Genomic DNA, 15,274 nt, shown 5'->3' with positions numbered 1-15,274 from the left:
TTGAAAAATACGACTGCGATTTATCTGTTCCGGAAGAAACACTCAGCGAATGCTCCTGCACAAAATTGTTCCGGAACAACACATCGAACCAATCGGTATTGGCCATCGCATAACGGGTTAAAAAAGCCTTGCGTGCTTCAGCCGTATTTTCCAACGGAAAGTTTCCATTAGTACCGTTCATCAGGTCGTATAGCTTACCGTATACGCCGTTGTCGGCTCCATCGAGTATATTTGGACTAAGTATCCCTTTTCGTTCCAGCTCGGCCAGCACCGACATTTGCTCCGCAGAGTTCATGATGTTGAAATCGTTGTAAACCGGTTTCAACTGGGTGCTGTAATTACCGGTATAATTAACCGATAAGCGGCCGGCCTTGCCTCTTTTGGTTGTGATCACCACTACCCCATTCATGGCCCGGGCGCCATACAGCGCCGTTGCCGATGCATCTTTTAAAATATCAAAGGTCTCAATGTCGTTGGCATTTAATCCTGCTACTGCCGATCCTAACAAGGTGGTTGGGTCACCGCTCGACAGCTGGTCGTTGGAGATGTTTACGATGTCTTCCAACACAACACCATCTACCACCCACAATGGTTTGTTATCGCCATTTATAGAGGTAGCTCCGCGCACCCGTATTTTGGGTGCGGTGCCAAATGTGCCCGAAACGTTTTGAATGCTCACACCGGCGGCCCGGCCTTCGAGCATGCGGCTAACATCGGCCACGCCCTGCAGCTTGATCTCATCGGCCTTCAGGCGCGCGGCGGCGCCGGCAAACTTGTTCTTATCGATATTCTGAAAACCGGTAACGATCACTTCACTCAGCACGTGCTCTTCTTCATTGATTAGTTCAACCGGTAAGAAAGATTGTCCTTTATATATTACTATCCGGGATGATTTTCCCACGTACGAAAACCGGATGCTGTCACCCGGTTGCGCATTGATCGTAAACTCGCCCCTGCCATTGGTGAACACGCCTTTGTGGTCATCGAGGTTCTCCACGGACACATTCCCCAGTGGTGCATCCTCCTCTTTGCCGGTTACTTTTCCTTTTAATTTATAAGCGGGTAATGTATCTGTTGCCGGACTAATAGTGGGTGGCGTTACAACGGCTTTGGTATCTTTCTTTTTATCGATCGCCCTGATAATGATGATGAAATTCTCAGCGATCTTATACCCAAGCGAACGGCCGCGTAACAGGCTACGCATTACATCATCCAACCCGGTTTCTATAAAGTTTACGTTTATCTTTTCCTTATCATCAAAAAGGTCGTTGCTATAGAAAACGACAAACCCGGTTTGCCGGCGGATCTCATTGAACACCTTGCTTAACTCAGTGCGTTTAGCCTGTAGTGTTACTTTGAACTCCTGTTTTGGTACAGCCAGTAGGGATAAGGGTAATGTTGATAGGATAACCACAATGGTAATGGATAGCCAAAACAATTTCATTACCCGGATATTGCGGGAACAACGTCCGGAGGGTAATCTCATAATACAATTAGTTTTTGAAAACGGTTATACTATTTAGACAAGCATTCTTTTAATTCGGGTGACAGCAGGTTAACTAATTTTTATTTCTTCTATACATGAGGGGAATTGCTGAAATAATTAGCAGCGGTTTACGGTTTGGGGTAACCGGGGAAGGTGGAGCATTCATGGCAGAAGGCAGACGGCAGAAGGCAGAAATGCTTTTGCTTTCGGCTTTCGCCATTGGGCATTAGTCTTTTACAGAAGGGTTTTCCTGTCTGCCGTCTGCCTTCTGCCGTTTGCCTTAAAAGCTACTTACGAAAAATAAAAACCTTACTTCCCTTGATTTCATACCTAATATCTCCAGAGGAGGCTAACATGCCAAAAAAGTGGCTCAGGGGTTTATTGCGATCAAGGGCGCCGGTGAAGTGGATACCGGCCAGGGAGGGATCTTTTAATTCTATATCTATATCGAGCCATCTTTCAGCCACAACGGAGATTTGTTGCAGCTTTTCATTGGTAAAAAAGTAAACGCCCTGCATCCATCCCAGTACAGCTGTTTCATCGTATGGTGCTTTGCGTAAGGGACTGTTGCGGTTGGCTGCAACCACCCCTTCACCGGGTAATAATATTATCCGTTCACCTCTCGCATTCTCTACCGATACCGATCCGGTGACCAGCGAAATGTACGTGGATTCTTTATCATACGACTTAATATTGAATTCTGTACCCAATGCGGTTACGGTGATCCCATTCACCTGTACGGTAAATGGCTGACGGGCCTGGTGCGCTACTTTAAAATAGGCTTCGCCTTTTAATTCCAGGTTGCGTACAGGTTCGGTAAATAATAACGGGAATTGTAAGGTAGAGATCGAATTCATCCAAACCTTACTGCCATCAGACATTTGAAAAGTATATCTTTTACCGGCAGGCACCATTACGGTATTCAAAGCACTGGGAGCGATGTTGGCCTTGCGTACTTCGCTCATCCATCCGGCTAAAGAATCCTGCGGAGAAGTATGAACAATATTTCCATTTGCCAGTTTGATCTGTATACCTTTGGAAATAGTCATTTTGCTGCGGTTGCTGTCGATCAGCAAAAACAGCGAAACTATAATAATACCTGCTACAGCAGCAGCAATACCATACCGCCACCAATGCGTATTGTTGTTACGTATGGGAATAGCTACCGTATCTGTAACCGGTTCAGTTACAGGTTGAGGAATATTTATTTTTTGTTGTAACGCCTCCCAGGCATTTTCCATATTAAATGATTGATCGAAACTCACAGCCTTGCGCATGGCATATACCTGTTGCATCTGTTGCCATAACTGTTCAACATCCTGGTGCTGTGCGATCAGCTCTTCCAGCCTTAAATCATCCTCCTCACCAATTTGGCCCGTCAGCTTATCTATTATGAGTTGCTCGACATCATTCATATCAATATAATTGTTCATGGCAAGTATGCTAAATAAAACATCAGGGGGTGTTAAATATATTAAGACAATAAAATATACAAAACAGGTGACAAACCGGTAAAATAATAATAGTCGCGCAGACTTTCCCGAAGTTTTGCAAATGCCCGTCGCAGCTGCGTTTTAACCGTATTCACGGTTACACCGGCAATAGCAGCTGCCTCCTGGTACTTTTTGCCTTCCACGCAAACCAGCTCAAAAATACGTTTGCATTGCTCAGGCAACTGAGCAATAACACTTTGTACCATTTGAGCGGTTTCCTGGATCTCCATTACGTGGGTATTTTCAATGATGTCAATACGCTCCTGGTAAGTCTTTTCTTTTCGGTTAACCCTGCTCTTATGCTTCAGCAAATTTAAAGCAGCATGTTTCACCATGGTGGTAAGGTAAGAACCCAGCGATTGTTGTACAATCTCAAATTTTCGTTCCTGCCAGAATTTTACAAAAACGTCCTGTACCAGGTCTTCAGCTTCACCCTGATCCTGTAATAACAGGTATGCCTGTATGCACAGCGTTTTGTAATACCGTTGGAATAACGCTTTAAACCCTTGCGGGTCAGAGGTTTTGAGCATTTGCAGTAGGATATGGTCTGTTTCAGCACCCATTCGTTTAAGGTTTATGCCATTAATAGTTAAGTTTTATATACCAGTCTTTCAACCAGGTACATAAACATATAGCAGCAGCAATGAAGCATACTGTAACATGACGGGCGCGGAAATGAGTTGTTATGATTTGTACATTCCGTTTTATAATGACAAGCAATACAGAAGATCTTAAACAGGTACGGGTTGATCTATTATAGTACACTTCCGTGGCAGCCTTTTGGGCTTTTTCGTTAGGGTCTTCGCGTTGTACAGGATTATTTTAACAGCAGATCGAATACCTAATGTAGTGAAAAAGTTTTGAAACTTACAAACGTTTAATCTAAAAAGTTAGGAAAGAAATCTATTTTCTATAATAGTATCTATTAAGGTATAGTTTTATATTTATTGAATCACAGTTCGTTAGTTTGTTAGTTTTTTAGTTTGTCAGTTAAAACCCGGGAACTAACAAACTAAAGAACTCAATAACTTTCTCTTCCGCAATAAACAGCAACGAAATAAATAAAGAGGGGGATCGAGAATAGATTGGAAGTAATTAATTTTTCCCGTAATAACCTGATAGCGCTTATACGGCGTTGCGTAATCATCACCACGGTAAGCCCCGATTCTTCCGCCGCTTCCTGGGTGGACAGGCGATCGTAAAACAACAACCGGAAAACAATTTGCTCGGGGGCCGGCAATTCCGGCACGAGTTCGTGCATTTGGTGTAATAGATCTTCCCGGATGGCAGCCACCTCACAACGGGCAGCCGCTATCAACGCCTCATCGTACCAGGCAGCGTTGCCACCCGGTTCATTTTCCTTTTCGGCCCTGATATAGACCAAACAGCTATTCCGTACCGTTATATACAGGAAGGCTTTAATATCGGTGAGTGTATTGAACCTGTCCCGCATCCCGAGCAACCTGATGAATGTTTCCTGAACAATATGATGCGCTTCTTCTTTATTAATAATTAACTGACAGGCAAAATCGAGCAGGGCCGCATAATGTTCCTCATACAATTCTTTCACTATTATATAGTGGCCAGCCTTAAATTCAGTGATGCTATCTCGGTTCCGGGGTGTCAGGGTCATGGGTATTTTTAAAAATTGTCTGAACTGGGATTGTTTGGGATGGTTGGGATGACTGGGATAGGGTTGCCTGTTTACCAGGCCTCGCGCAACAATTTGCTCTTTGTCTCGAACGCCAAAGCTTTAAAGGAAGCAGGCTTCGCCCGTAGAAACTTTAACGGAAGCGGGCTTTGCCCGCCGAAGCCTTGGCGTAGGCGGGTCAGTAAATATAGTAAATTGGAAAATTCTTCGTGGCAATCTTTTTTAAAATTCGTAAATTTCTTTATTAACATTGGAAGGGCAGCAAGCAGAGAAAGGTTCTTAACTTATTGGGTTCTGAAGTTTTTGAGTTCTAAAGTATTGAGTTCATCCGGCATAGCGCGAACCCATCTTTGCCCTCTGCCCTCTTGGCATTATAGTTGAAACATTCTCCTAAAATAATAACATATGTATACCGGATTAATTAAAGCTCCTGAAGAAGGGATTTGTCACCTGTTTTATTACTGTTGTATGAAAGATGGGAAATTTGATGAGGCTGAGTTGAACAACATATCCGACAAACTCGTTTCCATAGGCCTGCAAAAGAAACTTAACTTCAAGGACGAAATGCGCAAGTTCAAGTCGTACCAAAACAGCATTACCGATGAAGACATTTACCTGAAATACCTGATTAGCATCATTAAATCGGGTAACGACCTGGCCCTGCTTTCCTGGTGTATTGAGTTGTGCGCTGCCGATGGTAATATCAGCGGAGAAGAACAACAACTGCTTGCCCGCATTGGCAATCTGCTGAATATCGGCGATACGGAGCAGGACCTGATAGAGCGACTAATGATTCAGCGAAATAAGGTATTAATTGAAAAAGGATTTTGATCGTCAATGGTCACCTCACGAAATTTTTGATTTTCGAATTAGTTATAGCGTTAATGGCGAGGTATTCACCATTAACTATTGGCCATTAACCAAAAAAAGCCGGATGCCTATCCAGGCACCCGGCGTGCTACCACATCTCTATTCTTCCATGCGTTATTTTTGAATTGATTTCATTCGGCAACCATTTTGTTTTTTTATCTCACACCTATTCAACAACCCAAAATCTGCATTTTATAAATCCATTAACAACAAAATTATGCCAGTGCTTTATAGGTTCATATCGTATGTGTAACAGCATGATATGTAGTTAATTTTCCACGATTTCACTACCAGCCAACCCCATAATCTTCTCCATGATTACTTGACCCGCCCCACATGGTTCCATGCCTGCTATCGAAGTAAATAGCATTCACTGGCCCGCTTGTACGATCCTCATACATAAGCTTATAACCCATCTTTATCAGCTCGCGGCGTATCCAGTCGGGCGTGTTGCTGTTTACGAGTAATGAACCCGGTTTGGGTGTACGGTCTTCGCCACCTAATGACAGGTATAATTGATTGGTATTAACATTCGGCGCTTCCACTGCTTCCTGAACGGTCATACCAAACTCGGTAACATTTAAAAAGAACTGCAGCAGGTTCTGGTCCTGGGTATCGCCGCCCTGTACGGCAAAAGATAAATAAGGCTTGCCATCTTTCATGGCCAGTGTGGGGGTAAGCGTTACACGAGGGTGTTTACCTGGTTCCACCACATTAAAGGGATCCAGTACCGAATCCAACACAAAGCTTTGCATGCGCTGGCTCATGCCTACTCCGGTACGACCCGCTATGCAGGCAGGCAACCAGCCGCCGCTGGGTGTAACCGAAACAACCCAGCCTGCAGAATCAGCCGCTTCTACCGAAGTAGTACCCAGCCAGAGTTTCTCCATGTATTTTTCATCGGGCGGAGTATAAGCCAGCGGTTTGTTGCTGCGCCATTGTTGTAAATAACCAGTAAAGGGATTGGTTTTTCCTTCAAACGGATAAGGATCGCCAGGCAGGGCCGGCGACAGGTTTTTAGCCGGGTTGATCAATTTGGCCCGCTCCTTTGCGTATTCTTTCGACAACAATCCTTTCATCGGTTCTTCCGGTGCGAAATAAGGATCACCATAATAAAAATCGCGGTCGGCAAAAGCCAGTTGCATGGCCTGGGTTACGGTATGAATATAGCGGGCCGAATTATAACCCATGCTTTTCAGATCGAAATTCTCCAGTATGTTCAGCATCTGCAGCATGGCAGGCCCTTGCGTCCACTGTTTTAATTTATATACTTCTACACCTTTATAATTAACACTCATGGGTTCTTCAATCTGAACTTTCCATTTGGCCAGGTCTGCTTCAGTAATTAAACCACCCTGCTCCTGGCAGCCCCGTACAAATTCTTTGGCGATATCACCGGTGTAGAACCGGGCGTACGCCGCATAGATCGCCTCTTTGCGGCTTTTGCCTTTTTTCAATGCCTGCTGTTCCGACTCCACCATTTTACGCAAGGTCTCCAACAGATCGGTCTGTTTAAAAATTTCACCTGCTTCCGGCGCTTCGCGTTCCTGACCCGCATGCGGTAAAAAAACAGCTTTTGAATAAGGCCATTGTTTTATCCGTTCTTTTCCGCGCTCCATGCTATTGGCGGTTTGCGCTTCAATGGGATAACCGGCCGCCATTTGCATCGCGGGCGTCAATACCTCTTTCAGGCTCATGGTGCCATATTCGGCCAGCATGGTGCAAATACCACCGGGCGTACCGGGCGTTACCGCTGCCAACGGACCATACTCCGGCACATAATGTATGCCTTTGCTTTTAAAATATTCTGGCGTTGCCCCTGTGGGCGCCACACCCAGGGCATTGATGCCAATGACTTTTCCCGTATGCGGGTTATAAATGAGGGCCTGGGTTTCGCCACCCCAGCTCAGCACATCCCACATGGTGCAGGTGGCTGCGATCATGGCGCAGGCTGCATCCACGGCATTGCCGCCTTTTTGAAAGATGGCAGCGCCGGCGGTTGCCGCCAGTGGTTTGCCGGTTATGGCCAGCCAGTTTTTAGCGTGTAAGGGAGGTTTTTGTGTTTGCTGCGCCTGCAATGACAGAAGCCGGCACAAACAACAAGTGAGCACCATGAATTTTCTCATATGATGTGTTTGTTTTGATTTACTAAAGATAAGTCTGAACTGGGATAAGTGGGATGTTTGGGATGGCTGGGACGAGGCAGACTCCCAGCAAAACATCCCATTCATCCCATCCATCCCATCAATCCCAGTTCAGACAGTGTAGAATCAATTCCACACCATTTATTAAACAATGGATCAAACGGATTCTACATACAATTGATAACTATCTATTTAGAAAAGAAGCGCCCAAAATTCCGATGGTATAAGATTTCATTTGCTATGAACCATGAAATACCTCTTCTATTTTTTACTGGTTACCCTACCACTGGCTGGCTGTTTAAACAATGCCGAGGATAAAAAAAACGAGGAAAGTGAAGGCGGGCCCAATGCCCCAAAGAACATTTCCAGCCGCGACTATAGTATAACAAAAACCAACTCGTACTCCGACCTGTTTCTCGACAGCGCCTCCCTGGATGATTTTATTGCGCGTCATCATGTGGCCGACTCGGTGGCCAACCGTATGATTAGTTTTTACAACTCCCGTAATTACCAGTATGCCTGGTTCAATAGCGATGGATTTACCGAGGAAGCCCAGGCCTTCTGGAACCTGTTCGATCATTATCTCACCACCTCAGGCGACACCTCCCTGGTGAACAAAACCCTTGAAAAACAAATGAATCGCCTGGTGACTGATAGCTTTACTGTAAGCGCCAGCGACAAAACCATGCGTCAAACCGAACTGCGGCTTACCCACAGCCTGCTTAAATACGCCTCCCGGAATTTTGAGAAGGGATATGTAAAGCGGAAAGAGTTGGAACGGTTCGTGCCCGCTAAAAAGACCGATCCCATTCAACTGGCTGATTCCCTGCTTTCGAAAAAGCATAAAGACAATAAATATTTCGATGACATCAATGCCAGCTATAAGTTATTAAAGGGGCAGTTGCAGAAATATGTGGACCTGAACAAACGCGGCACCCTGCCTGCCATTCCCGAAGAGGCGCGATCATTGAAGAAAGGAAAATCATCGCCGCACGTTCCCGTGGTAAAACAGTACCTGCAAATGACCGGCGACCTGCCAGGCAATGATACCTCCAGGCTATTCAACGACACCCTGGCAGAAGCCATAACGCATATCCAGGAACGATTCGGCATGAAGGGCACCGGCACGCTGGGCAAGGAACTGATCGCTGAAATGAACGTACCCCTGCGTGACCGCATAGAACAGATCCTGATCAATATGGGCCGCATGCGCTGGATGCCTTCCCAACCCAATGGCACCCTCATTATCATAAATATTCCGGAATTTATTTTACACTTATTTGAAAATGGCAAAAAGGAATTCGATATGAATGTGGTGGTGGGCAAGGATGGGCACAGCACCACGCAGTTCACCGGCACTATTAACCAGATCGTTTTTGCCCCCTACTGGAATATTCCGCCGAAGATAGTGACCAATGAGATCTTACCCGAGATAGAAAAGAACAAACATTACCTGGAAGAGAACGAAATGGAGGACCAGGGCGATAAAGATGGCGATGGTGTCCCCGACATCAGGCAGCTGCCTGGAGATAAAAATGCATTGGGCAAGGTAAAGTTCCTGTTTCCCAACAGCTTTGATATTTACCTGCACGATACGCCGGCCAAGAGTTTATTCAACCAATCGAAACGCGCGTTCAGTCATGGTTGCATTCGCCTGGCCGATGCCCAGAAGATGGCCGAGTATCTTTTACGCAATGATCCTGACTGGGACGCCACTAAAATATCGGATGCCATGAATGGCAAAGAACCGAAAGTGGTAAAGATGAAAGACAAGGCAGAAGTATTTATCACTTACTATACCGCCTGGGTGGATGAGGAAGGGCGCTTAAACTTCAGGGAAGATGTGTATGGGCATGATAAGAAGGTAAAAAACATGTTGTTTCAATAAGTGGTGTTTGAGAGTAGTAATGTGACTGGCAGAGGGCAGAAAGCCAAAAGCATAAAGCCGAAAGAGGTAATCGATACACTATAAGGGGCAGAAAGTTCACTAGTAAGAAGTTTATTGATGAACTGACAAACTATGCAGCTTACTAACTGACTTCCTAAACCGTTTTATTACAAGTGAGTAATAAAGTATACAACAAACAAGGTGACATTATTACCGCTTATTGACGATCTAAAAAATAAAGTGCTGCGTAAAATGCAGGCGGGCTGCGGTGTGTAGCCGATAAAAAATAAATTAATTAGTGTTTTTTTATAATTGTAGCATGAGAATTGCTCATAACTTTGTGTTTCACTTGTTATATACTTTGGACTATGCGAATTGAAGTAAAGAAAAATATCCACTTCACCAAGTTGGTGAAAGTGAATGGACGGTTGAAGGAGTTTAATTTCAGGAAATTGGGCGGACCCAATGAAGGATTATTTACCGTGGATGTAAGCGATGACAGAGGTAACCGTATCCTGTTTCGCATGCAAAAGGAACAAGACATTTGGAAAATACAGCCACAGCAACTGCCAACCTGGGTGATGGATAAAGAGAACACTTTCCACGACCTGATAGAGGAAGAGTTGCGTAGTATGTAAGCCGCACCTGAATGCTGCTTTCCCCCTCAAAGCCTGGTCCCGCATAAGCCGGGAGCATCAGGCGTGTTATGTTAGCTAAGTATTTAGTTGATCGTTTTTATATGTATAACTGTAAGCCGGTTATACCAGGGGACTTTATTGGGTTGAAAGTTTTAAGTTCAAGTTTAAAGTTGAAGGTTCTTTGTTCCGATGGGCTTGGTTATTAAGTTATTAGATTCTGAGTTTGTTAGTTCCTGGTCCAGGTTCAGCGTTCAAGGTTTTGAATGCTCTGTTCCCAAGGGGTTGATTTTTAAGTTATTGAGTTTATTTTGCTTATTAGTTGTTAAGTTCCTGGGATGTTGAACGTTGTAAGCTCAAAGTTTTGGGTTGTTCGCCTCCGGCGGATGCAGCTTGCACATTCCATTTTCCGACAAATTCGAGCATGGGCTTATAACCTCAAAACTAAAGAACTAAAAAACTTAAACTTTGAACTTTAAACATAAAACTCCCTTGCCTTGGCTTTTCATCTCTGCTTTCTACCTTCTTCCGGCTGCCTCTTTGCCTTTCCCTCCTGCCCACGGCCTTTCCCAGTTTTGCGTTTTCATTGCATTTGGCCAAACTTTTCCACACTTTTATTTACTAAATCATTGATGTTCAATAAGACATGACCGGGGCATTCTTTTTAAATGTATATACGAAACATTAAACTATGAAACCGGCACATACAAATAGCAATAGTAGTAGTAATGACATATATAGGAATTCAGAAAACATAGCATTGATCACCTTTGTGGTGTTTTTGATTACCACTTTTGTGGCTGCCTGTATTTATATTGGTATTGACGGCTTCTTAAGTAAATAAATGATTACAATTTTACTCTGTCTTCGCAGTACACATACATATATGAAAAGCTGGCTCTACAATAATCCTGAGTCGGCTTTTTTTGTTGACGGAATGAACCTCATGGCAAAAAATTAAGAAAGGCTGCCTCTTAGTGCTGAGACAGCCTTCTTACATGTTGGTCGTTAAAGCGTTTATTGTAAAGAATACAATTAAACATTTGGGCGTAGCAAGCCGGGTAGCCGACTCTCTGCCGGCTACTACGCCCGAGGTAAGGAGTATGGATTAAACAAAAGACTTTACCCGGTATTCATATAATACCGTTATGGCAATAAATAATTTGACTGACATTCTAAAGGGGATATTCAAAATAGGCGTGACTACAGAAGATACTATCCGGTGAATAGTTCTTCCTTAAAGAAGATTGTTCTTCATATACAATTGATCTGCTACAGAAAAAATAAAGAACGGATGGAAAATGGTACAAAAGGAATTACATCCGCTACAATCAGAATAGTTGCCTCACCAATCTTCTTCATAGGTAACAAATAGTCGACCACTATATAACAAAATGCTTGCCACTTGTTAATTAATAGCCAAACAACTATACGGGATAATCAAGCTTTTGGTTTAGATAGTAATTCTACGATATAATTTAGCTGTTAACTCAATAACTTAACCACATCTACCGCAGATTGTAAAGCCGCTTCAACAGTACCTCCGTTTATTCCATCATACAACCCTTCGCCTGCGAAATACAAAGTATCCTGAACAGGTTTGTTTAATAAGGCGCGTGCATCGGTAGTAAACAATTTATTATAACTATACGCGCCCAAACTAGCCGGGTTGTTTTGCCACTTTGCAATGTGTGATGCTGTTACCAATGATCCTATTTCATTAACCGGCATTGAAAAGATATTCGCCAGGGATTGCAGGGCGTCTTGCAGAACAGTATTGTTATCTGCATTTGTGTATCGGGCAGTTTTTGGTCCGCCAAGCCAGCCGGTGAGAACGGCGTCGGTATCGGGCAAATGCGTCCACCAGGTTGGGATGGCCTCTTCGCTTAAAATAAAACCGATATCTTTTTATATCGCAACCAGAAACGTTCTGAAAATTGAAGGATCACTTTTACCACCGATCCGAATCCGATTTGCTGTACCGCCTGGGTTTGCGCGCTGATGGCCGGGTCAAAAGAAATGGCCGTACTGTGTTTCGGCGTAGCCTGCAATACGCCCAATGGCAACGTGATGATGATCTTTTGTGCGGTGAATACTTGTCCATCGGCAGTTGCCACTTCCACCTGCCCGGGTTGCCAGCGAATGGTTTTTACCGTGCAGGAAGTATGAACGCTACAGCCATCCGCCATACTTGCTTTTTGCAAATATTCCATCAGCGGTGAATAGCCACCGGGGATCCGGTATTGCTCTTCTTCCTCATGGCTCCATTCATCGCGCAGCCCAAATACACTTACCTCAGCAGGCTCGGCCACATCGAACCCCTCGGCAAAGCGTTGTGCCGATTGGCGCAATAGTGCATACTTTTCATCGCTGAAATATTGTTGCAGGAAATCGGCCAGGGTCAGATCGTTTTTTAAGTCTGCCATCCGGTCCATCAATTCATCCCAACCGGCAATAAATTCGTCCTGGGTCGACCATTCACCATGTTGAACCCGCACCATATTGCCGCTTACCGGCTGGTATGGTACCCCCGCTTCTTTCAACAGCTCCATGGTCAGCGGCAGTTTGCCATGCAAAAACTCCGCGCCTTCTTCAATGGGTTTTAAAAAACCGGGCGGTTGAATGGTATGTATCCGGCCGCCAATGCGATCATTCGATTCCAGCAACCTTACAGCATGGCCAGCTGCTGATAGTTTTCGGGCAGCCATTAATCCGGTAGCCCCTGCTCCTACTATAATTACTTCTTGCATAAATTAGACTTATGTGATTTAAATGTCCCGCCTGCCTACTGCCTACCTCAAAACAGGCTGTAGTACTTCCAACGAACCATCGATCTTTTCCGTGATCGTAAGCCCTAAAATACGAGCTACCAACGGATACACATGCACGTTCTCAAAAGCCGGGATCTGCAATTTACTTTTAAACGCCGGTCCCCAGGCATAAAACGTGGCCTGCATTTCGGGGAGGGCATTATCGAACCCATGCTTTCCTATCAGGCTTTTCCTGTGCCGGAAATTGAATGATTTGGGGGCGTGGGGCACCAGGATCATATCGCCGATGCGTTGGTAATAATCGTCTTTGGCGCCATAATGCCAGCGGGCCGGAATGTCATTCGCCAGGTACACATCATAATCAACCGCCTGTTGTTTCAAAGCGGAATAAGCAGGCTGTACGTCTTTGGTTTCATTGGCATACAAATGTACCAACACATCCCCATCTGGTATTTTGAACCTGGTAGTATCGATGGCCGAAGGCATGGACAGCTGATGTACCGTGTCTGCCGTGATCATGCCATGGTCGCTGAGTAAAATATAATTAAGGGGAAGTTTTAGCGAGTCGGTCATCCGCACCATTTTATCAACGCATTCATCAATAAAATGCACCGCTGCTTCCGCCTGGTTCGATTCGGGGCCATACATATGTTCTTCATGATCTACCTGCGGCATATAAAAGGTGATTAGGTGCGGCCGCTTGTCTTCGGGCAGGGTCAACCAGTTTTTTACTGCCTGAATGCGGGTATCCATTTCAATAGAATCGCTAAAGCGATAATAATAAGTAGGTCGAACACCTTTTACCGCCGATTCAGAACCTACCCAATAAAAACTGGCCGTAACCATTTGCTGTTGTTCGGCCAGCACCCATAAAGGCGTACCGCCATACCAGCTGCTGTCTTCCACCGCCTTGCGGTTTCCGAGGCGATAGGTCTCGTTTCTTTTTTTATCGTAAAAAGCATTATCAACCAGTCCGTGATGCGCAGGATACAAACCGGTTACCAGTGTATAGTGATTGGGAAACGTCAACGAGGGATACGATGGGATCATGGCTTTGGCCGCTACCCCATTGCCGCGCAGTTGCTGCAAATGGGTGGCGTGGAATTTATCAACCAGGTCGTACCGCAACCCATCTACTGATATAAGTATTACATACGGCTTTTGCTGCTGTTGCTTACTGTTACTGCGGCCGGGTACTATATGCTGGGTAATATCTGCCTGGGCCATCAGCCAGGCTGGGAAGAACAAAATGATAAGGGCAGTAATGACTCGCATGTGGTTTTGTTTGTTTGCAAAAGTAACTATGTTACAGCTACTATGTATTAAGGCATTTTGAAATCAACGGGAACATGACTACAGCATTTTTTTATATATTAGCACCAACATGATCTCCTTTACCACCACATTATTACAATTTGCCGACCAGGGTGAAAAAACAGGCTGGACCTACATTGAAATTCCGGCTGACCTGGCTGAGAAATTAAAACCCGGTAATAAGAAGTCGTTTCGCGTTAAAGGTAAACTGGACAATTTCTCCATAAAAAGTGTAGCCCTCATACCTATGGGCGGTGGCCGGTTTATTCTGGCTGTAAATGCCAACATGCGAAAAGGCATTGGAAAACGTAAAGGTGCAATGGTAAAAGTACAGTTACAGGAAGATAAAACCGAAAAACCAACTGATGCCGACCTGCTGGCCTGTTTACAGGACGATCCTGAAGCAAAAGCCGGTTGGGATAAATTAACCAAAGGCCATCAACGCTACTTCAGCACCTGGATAGAAAGCGCCAAAACCGAAGCCACCAAAACCAAACGCCTCACTATGTCCATGAAAGCGCTGGCAAAGGGCTGGGGTTATCCTGAAATGATGAGGGCCGCCAAGGCGGAAAAAGACGGATTATAAAAGCCGCTTACCCAAACGCATTAATGTTTACTGCTTCAAAACGAACGTACTAAGCGATTAAGCAAGCTAAATTATTGTAACATATTTCAACCCGGATATACTGCCGGGTAAAATTCTGCGTTATATCATTATATCGGAATAAGTACTATTTCGATGGAATTTGTATGTAAACTATTATTAATAAACCGATCTTTTTATAATAAAAAAACCTTTTCACTGTATTTAAATTAGTTAATTTACTAATTTGCCGCAGCATACTAATACCCTATGATGTATATAATTCTACTTACTTTCATTTGTACAATAACCATATCCTATGTACAGGGTCTACTGTTACATGATATGGTCAGACAATGGAAGCCGGAAAAACCAACAGCAAGCCTGTTACGTGCTCCGGGTAGCATTAATCTCCTTGCAGTATTTAATTACTCTCCCT

The 15,274-nt window shown here is 44.5% G+C and carries 12 protein-coding genes; 4 read left to right on the top strand and 8 right to left on the bottom strand.

Annotated elements, in window-relative coordinates:
- From ACJ751_RS26935 to ACJ751_RS26920, 4 genes are all read right to left on the bottom strand, one after another.
- The coding region (locus tag ACJ751_RS26935; protein ID WP_407748641.1) for a TonB-dependent receptor plug domain-containing protein at positions 1–1,486 on the bottom strand (1,486 nt) is incomplete at its 3' end.
- A 287-nt stretch (positions 1,487–1,773) separates the two neighbouring features.
- Complete coding sequence (locus ACJ751_RS26930; protein WP_407748640.1) at positions 1,774–2,901, bottom strand: FecR family protein; 1,128 nt, start codon at positions 2,899–2,901, stop codon at positions 1,774–1,776.
- A 59-nt stretch (positions 2,902–2,960) separates the two neighbouring features.
- Positions 2,961–3,542, bottom strand: coding sequence for an RNA polymerase sigma factor (locus tag ACJ751_RS26925; RefSeq protein WP_407748639.1), 582 nt, complete (start codon positions 3,540–3,542; stop codon positions 2,961–2,963).
- Between the two features lie 458 nt (positions 3,543–4,000).
- Positions 4,001–4,612 (bottom strand): RNA polymerase sigma factor, encoded by a 612-nt coding sequence (locus ACJ751_RS26920; protein ID WP_407748638.1) that lies wholly within the window; start codon positions 4,610–4,612, stop codon positions 4,001–4,003.
- Between the two features lie 423 nt (positions 4,613–5,035).
- Between ACJ751_RS26920 and ACJ751_RS26915 the strand changes: the two genes are divergently transcribed.
- A complete protein-coding gene (locus ACJ751_RS26915; protein WP_407748637.1) occupies positions 5,036–5,461 on the top strand; it encodes a TerB family tellurite resistance protein in 426 nt (141 codons plus the stop codon).
- A gap of 326 nt (positions 5,462–5,787) precedes the next feature.
- On the opposite strand, the gene ACJ751_RS26910 is transcribed toward ACJ751_RS26915, so the two are convergent.
- On the bottom strand, positions 5,788–7,626 hold the full coding sequence (locus tag ACJ751_RS26910) for a gamma-glutamyltransferase family protein (RefSeq protein WP_407748636.1): 1,839 nt from the start codon (positions 7,624–7,626) through the stop codon (positions 5,788–5,790).
- Positions 7,627–7,891: 265 nt separating this feature from the next.
- Between ACJ751_RS26910 and ACJ751_RS26905 the strand changes: the two genes are divergently transcribed.
- The gene (locus tag ACJ751_RS26905; RefSeq protein WP_407748635.1) at positions 7,892–9,532 is read left to right on the top strand and encodes a murein L,D-transpeptidase; all 1,641 of its coding nucleotides are present in this window, start codon (positions 7,892–7,894) and stop codon (positions 9,530–9,532) included.
- 368 nt (positions 9,533–9,900) lie between these two features.
- On the top strand, positions 9,901–10,170 hold the full coding sequence (locus ACJ751_RS26900; RefSeq protein ID WP_407748634.1) for a hypothetical protein: 270 nt from the start codon (positions 9,901–9,903) through the stop codon (positions 10,168–10,170).
- A gap of 1,482 nt (positions 10,171–11,652) precedes the next feature.
- Here the strand turns inward: ACJ751_RS26900 and ACJ751_RS26895 are convergent.
- Genes ACJ751_RS26895 through ACJ751_RS26885 form a run of 3 tightly spaced genes read right to left on the bottom strand, consistent with a single transcriptional unit; the run spans position 11,653 to position 14,213 of the window.
- Positions 11,653–12,021 (bottom strand): FAD-dependent oxidoreductase, encoded by a 369-nt coding sequence (locus ACJ751_RS26895; RefSeq protein ID WP_407748633.1) that lies wholly within the window; start codon positions 12,019–12,021, stop codon positions 11,653–11,655.
- 32 nt (positions 12,022–12,053) lie between these two features.
- A complete protein-coding gene (locus tag ACJ751_RS26890; protein ID WP_407748632.1) occupies positions 12,054–12,917 on the bottom strand; it encodes a flavin monoamine oxidase family protein in 864 nt (287 codons plus the stop codon).
- Positions 12,918–12,959: 42 nt separating this feature from the next.
- On the bottom strand, positions 12,960–14,213 hold the full coding sequence (locus ACJ751_RS26885; RefSeq protein ID WP_407748631.1) for an ectonucleotide pyrophosphatase/phosphodiesterase: 1,254 nt from the start codon (positions 14,211–14,213) through the stop codon (positions 12,960–12,962).
- 109 nt (positions 14,214–14,322) lie between these two features.
- On the opposite strand from ACJ751_RS26885, the gene ACJ751_RS26880 reads away from it, so the two are divergent.
- Positions 14,323–14,838, top strand: a complete 516-nt coding sequence (locus ACJ751_RS26880; protein WP_407748630.1) for a YdeI/OmpD-associated family protein — start codon at positions 14,323–14,325, stop codon at positions 14,836–14,838.
- Positions 14,839–15,274 lie beyond the last annotated feature (436 nt).

The organism is Niastella sp. (assembly GCF_045805085.1).
Lineage (GTDB): Bacteria > Bacteroidota > Bacteroidia > Chitinophagales > Chitinophagaceae > Niastella.
The sequence above is the reverse complement of the archived record's forward strand: the minus strand, read 5'-3'. Positions and strand labels throughout refer to the sequence as shown.

Bases quoted from the DNA above. Each gene is read 5' to 3' on its own strand.
- ACJ751_RS26885 (WP_407748631.1), bottom strand. From the start codon at position 14,213: ATGCGAGTCATTACTGCCCTTATCATTTTGTTCTTCCCAGCCTGGCTG.
- ACJ751_RS26880 (WP_407748630.1), top strand. From the start codon at position 14,323: ATGATCTCCTTTACCACCACATTATTACAATTTGCCGACCAGGGTGAA.
- ACJ751_RS26910 (WP_407748636.1), bottom strand. From the start codon at position 7,626: ATGAGAAAATTCATGGTGCTCACTTGTTGTTTGTGCCGGCTTCTGTCA.
- ACJ751_RS26905 (WP_407748635.1), top strand. From the start codon at position 7,892: ATGAAATACCTCTTCTATTTTTTACTGGTTACCCTACCACTGGCTGGC.
- ACJ751_RS26920 (WP_407748638.1), bottom strand. From the start codon at position 4,612: ATGACCCTGACACCCCGGAACCGAGATAGCATCACTGAATTTAAGGCT.
- ACJ751_RS26890 (WP_407748632.1), bottom strand. From the start codon at position 12,917: ATGCAAGAAGTAATTATAGTAGGAGCAGGGGCTACCGGATTAATGGCT.
- ACJ751_RS26900 (WP_407748634.1), top strand. From the start codon at position 9,901: ATGCGAATTGAAGTAAAGAAAAATATCCACTTCACCAAGTTGGTGAAA.
- ACJ751_RS26925 (WP_407748639.1), bottom strand. From the start codon at position 3,542: ATGGGTGCTGAAACAGACCATATCCTACTGCAAATGCTCAAAACCTCT.
- ACJ751_RS26915 (WP_407748637.1), top strand. From the start codon at position 5,036: ATGTATACCGGATTAATTAAAGCTCCTGAAGAAGGGATTTGTCACCTG.
- ACJ751_RS26930 (WP_407748640.1), bottom strand. From the start codon at position 2,901: ATGAATGATGTCGAGCAACTCATAATAGATAAGCTGACGGGCCAAATT.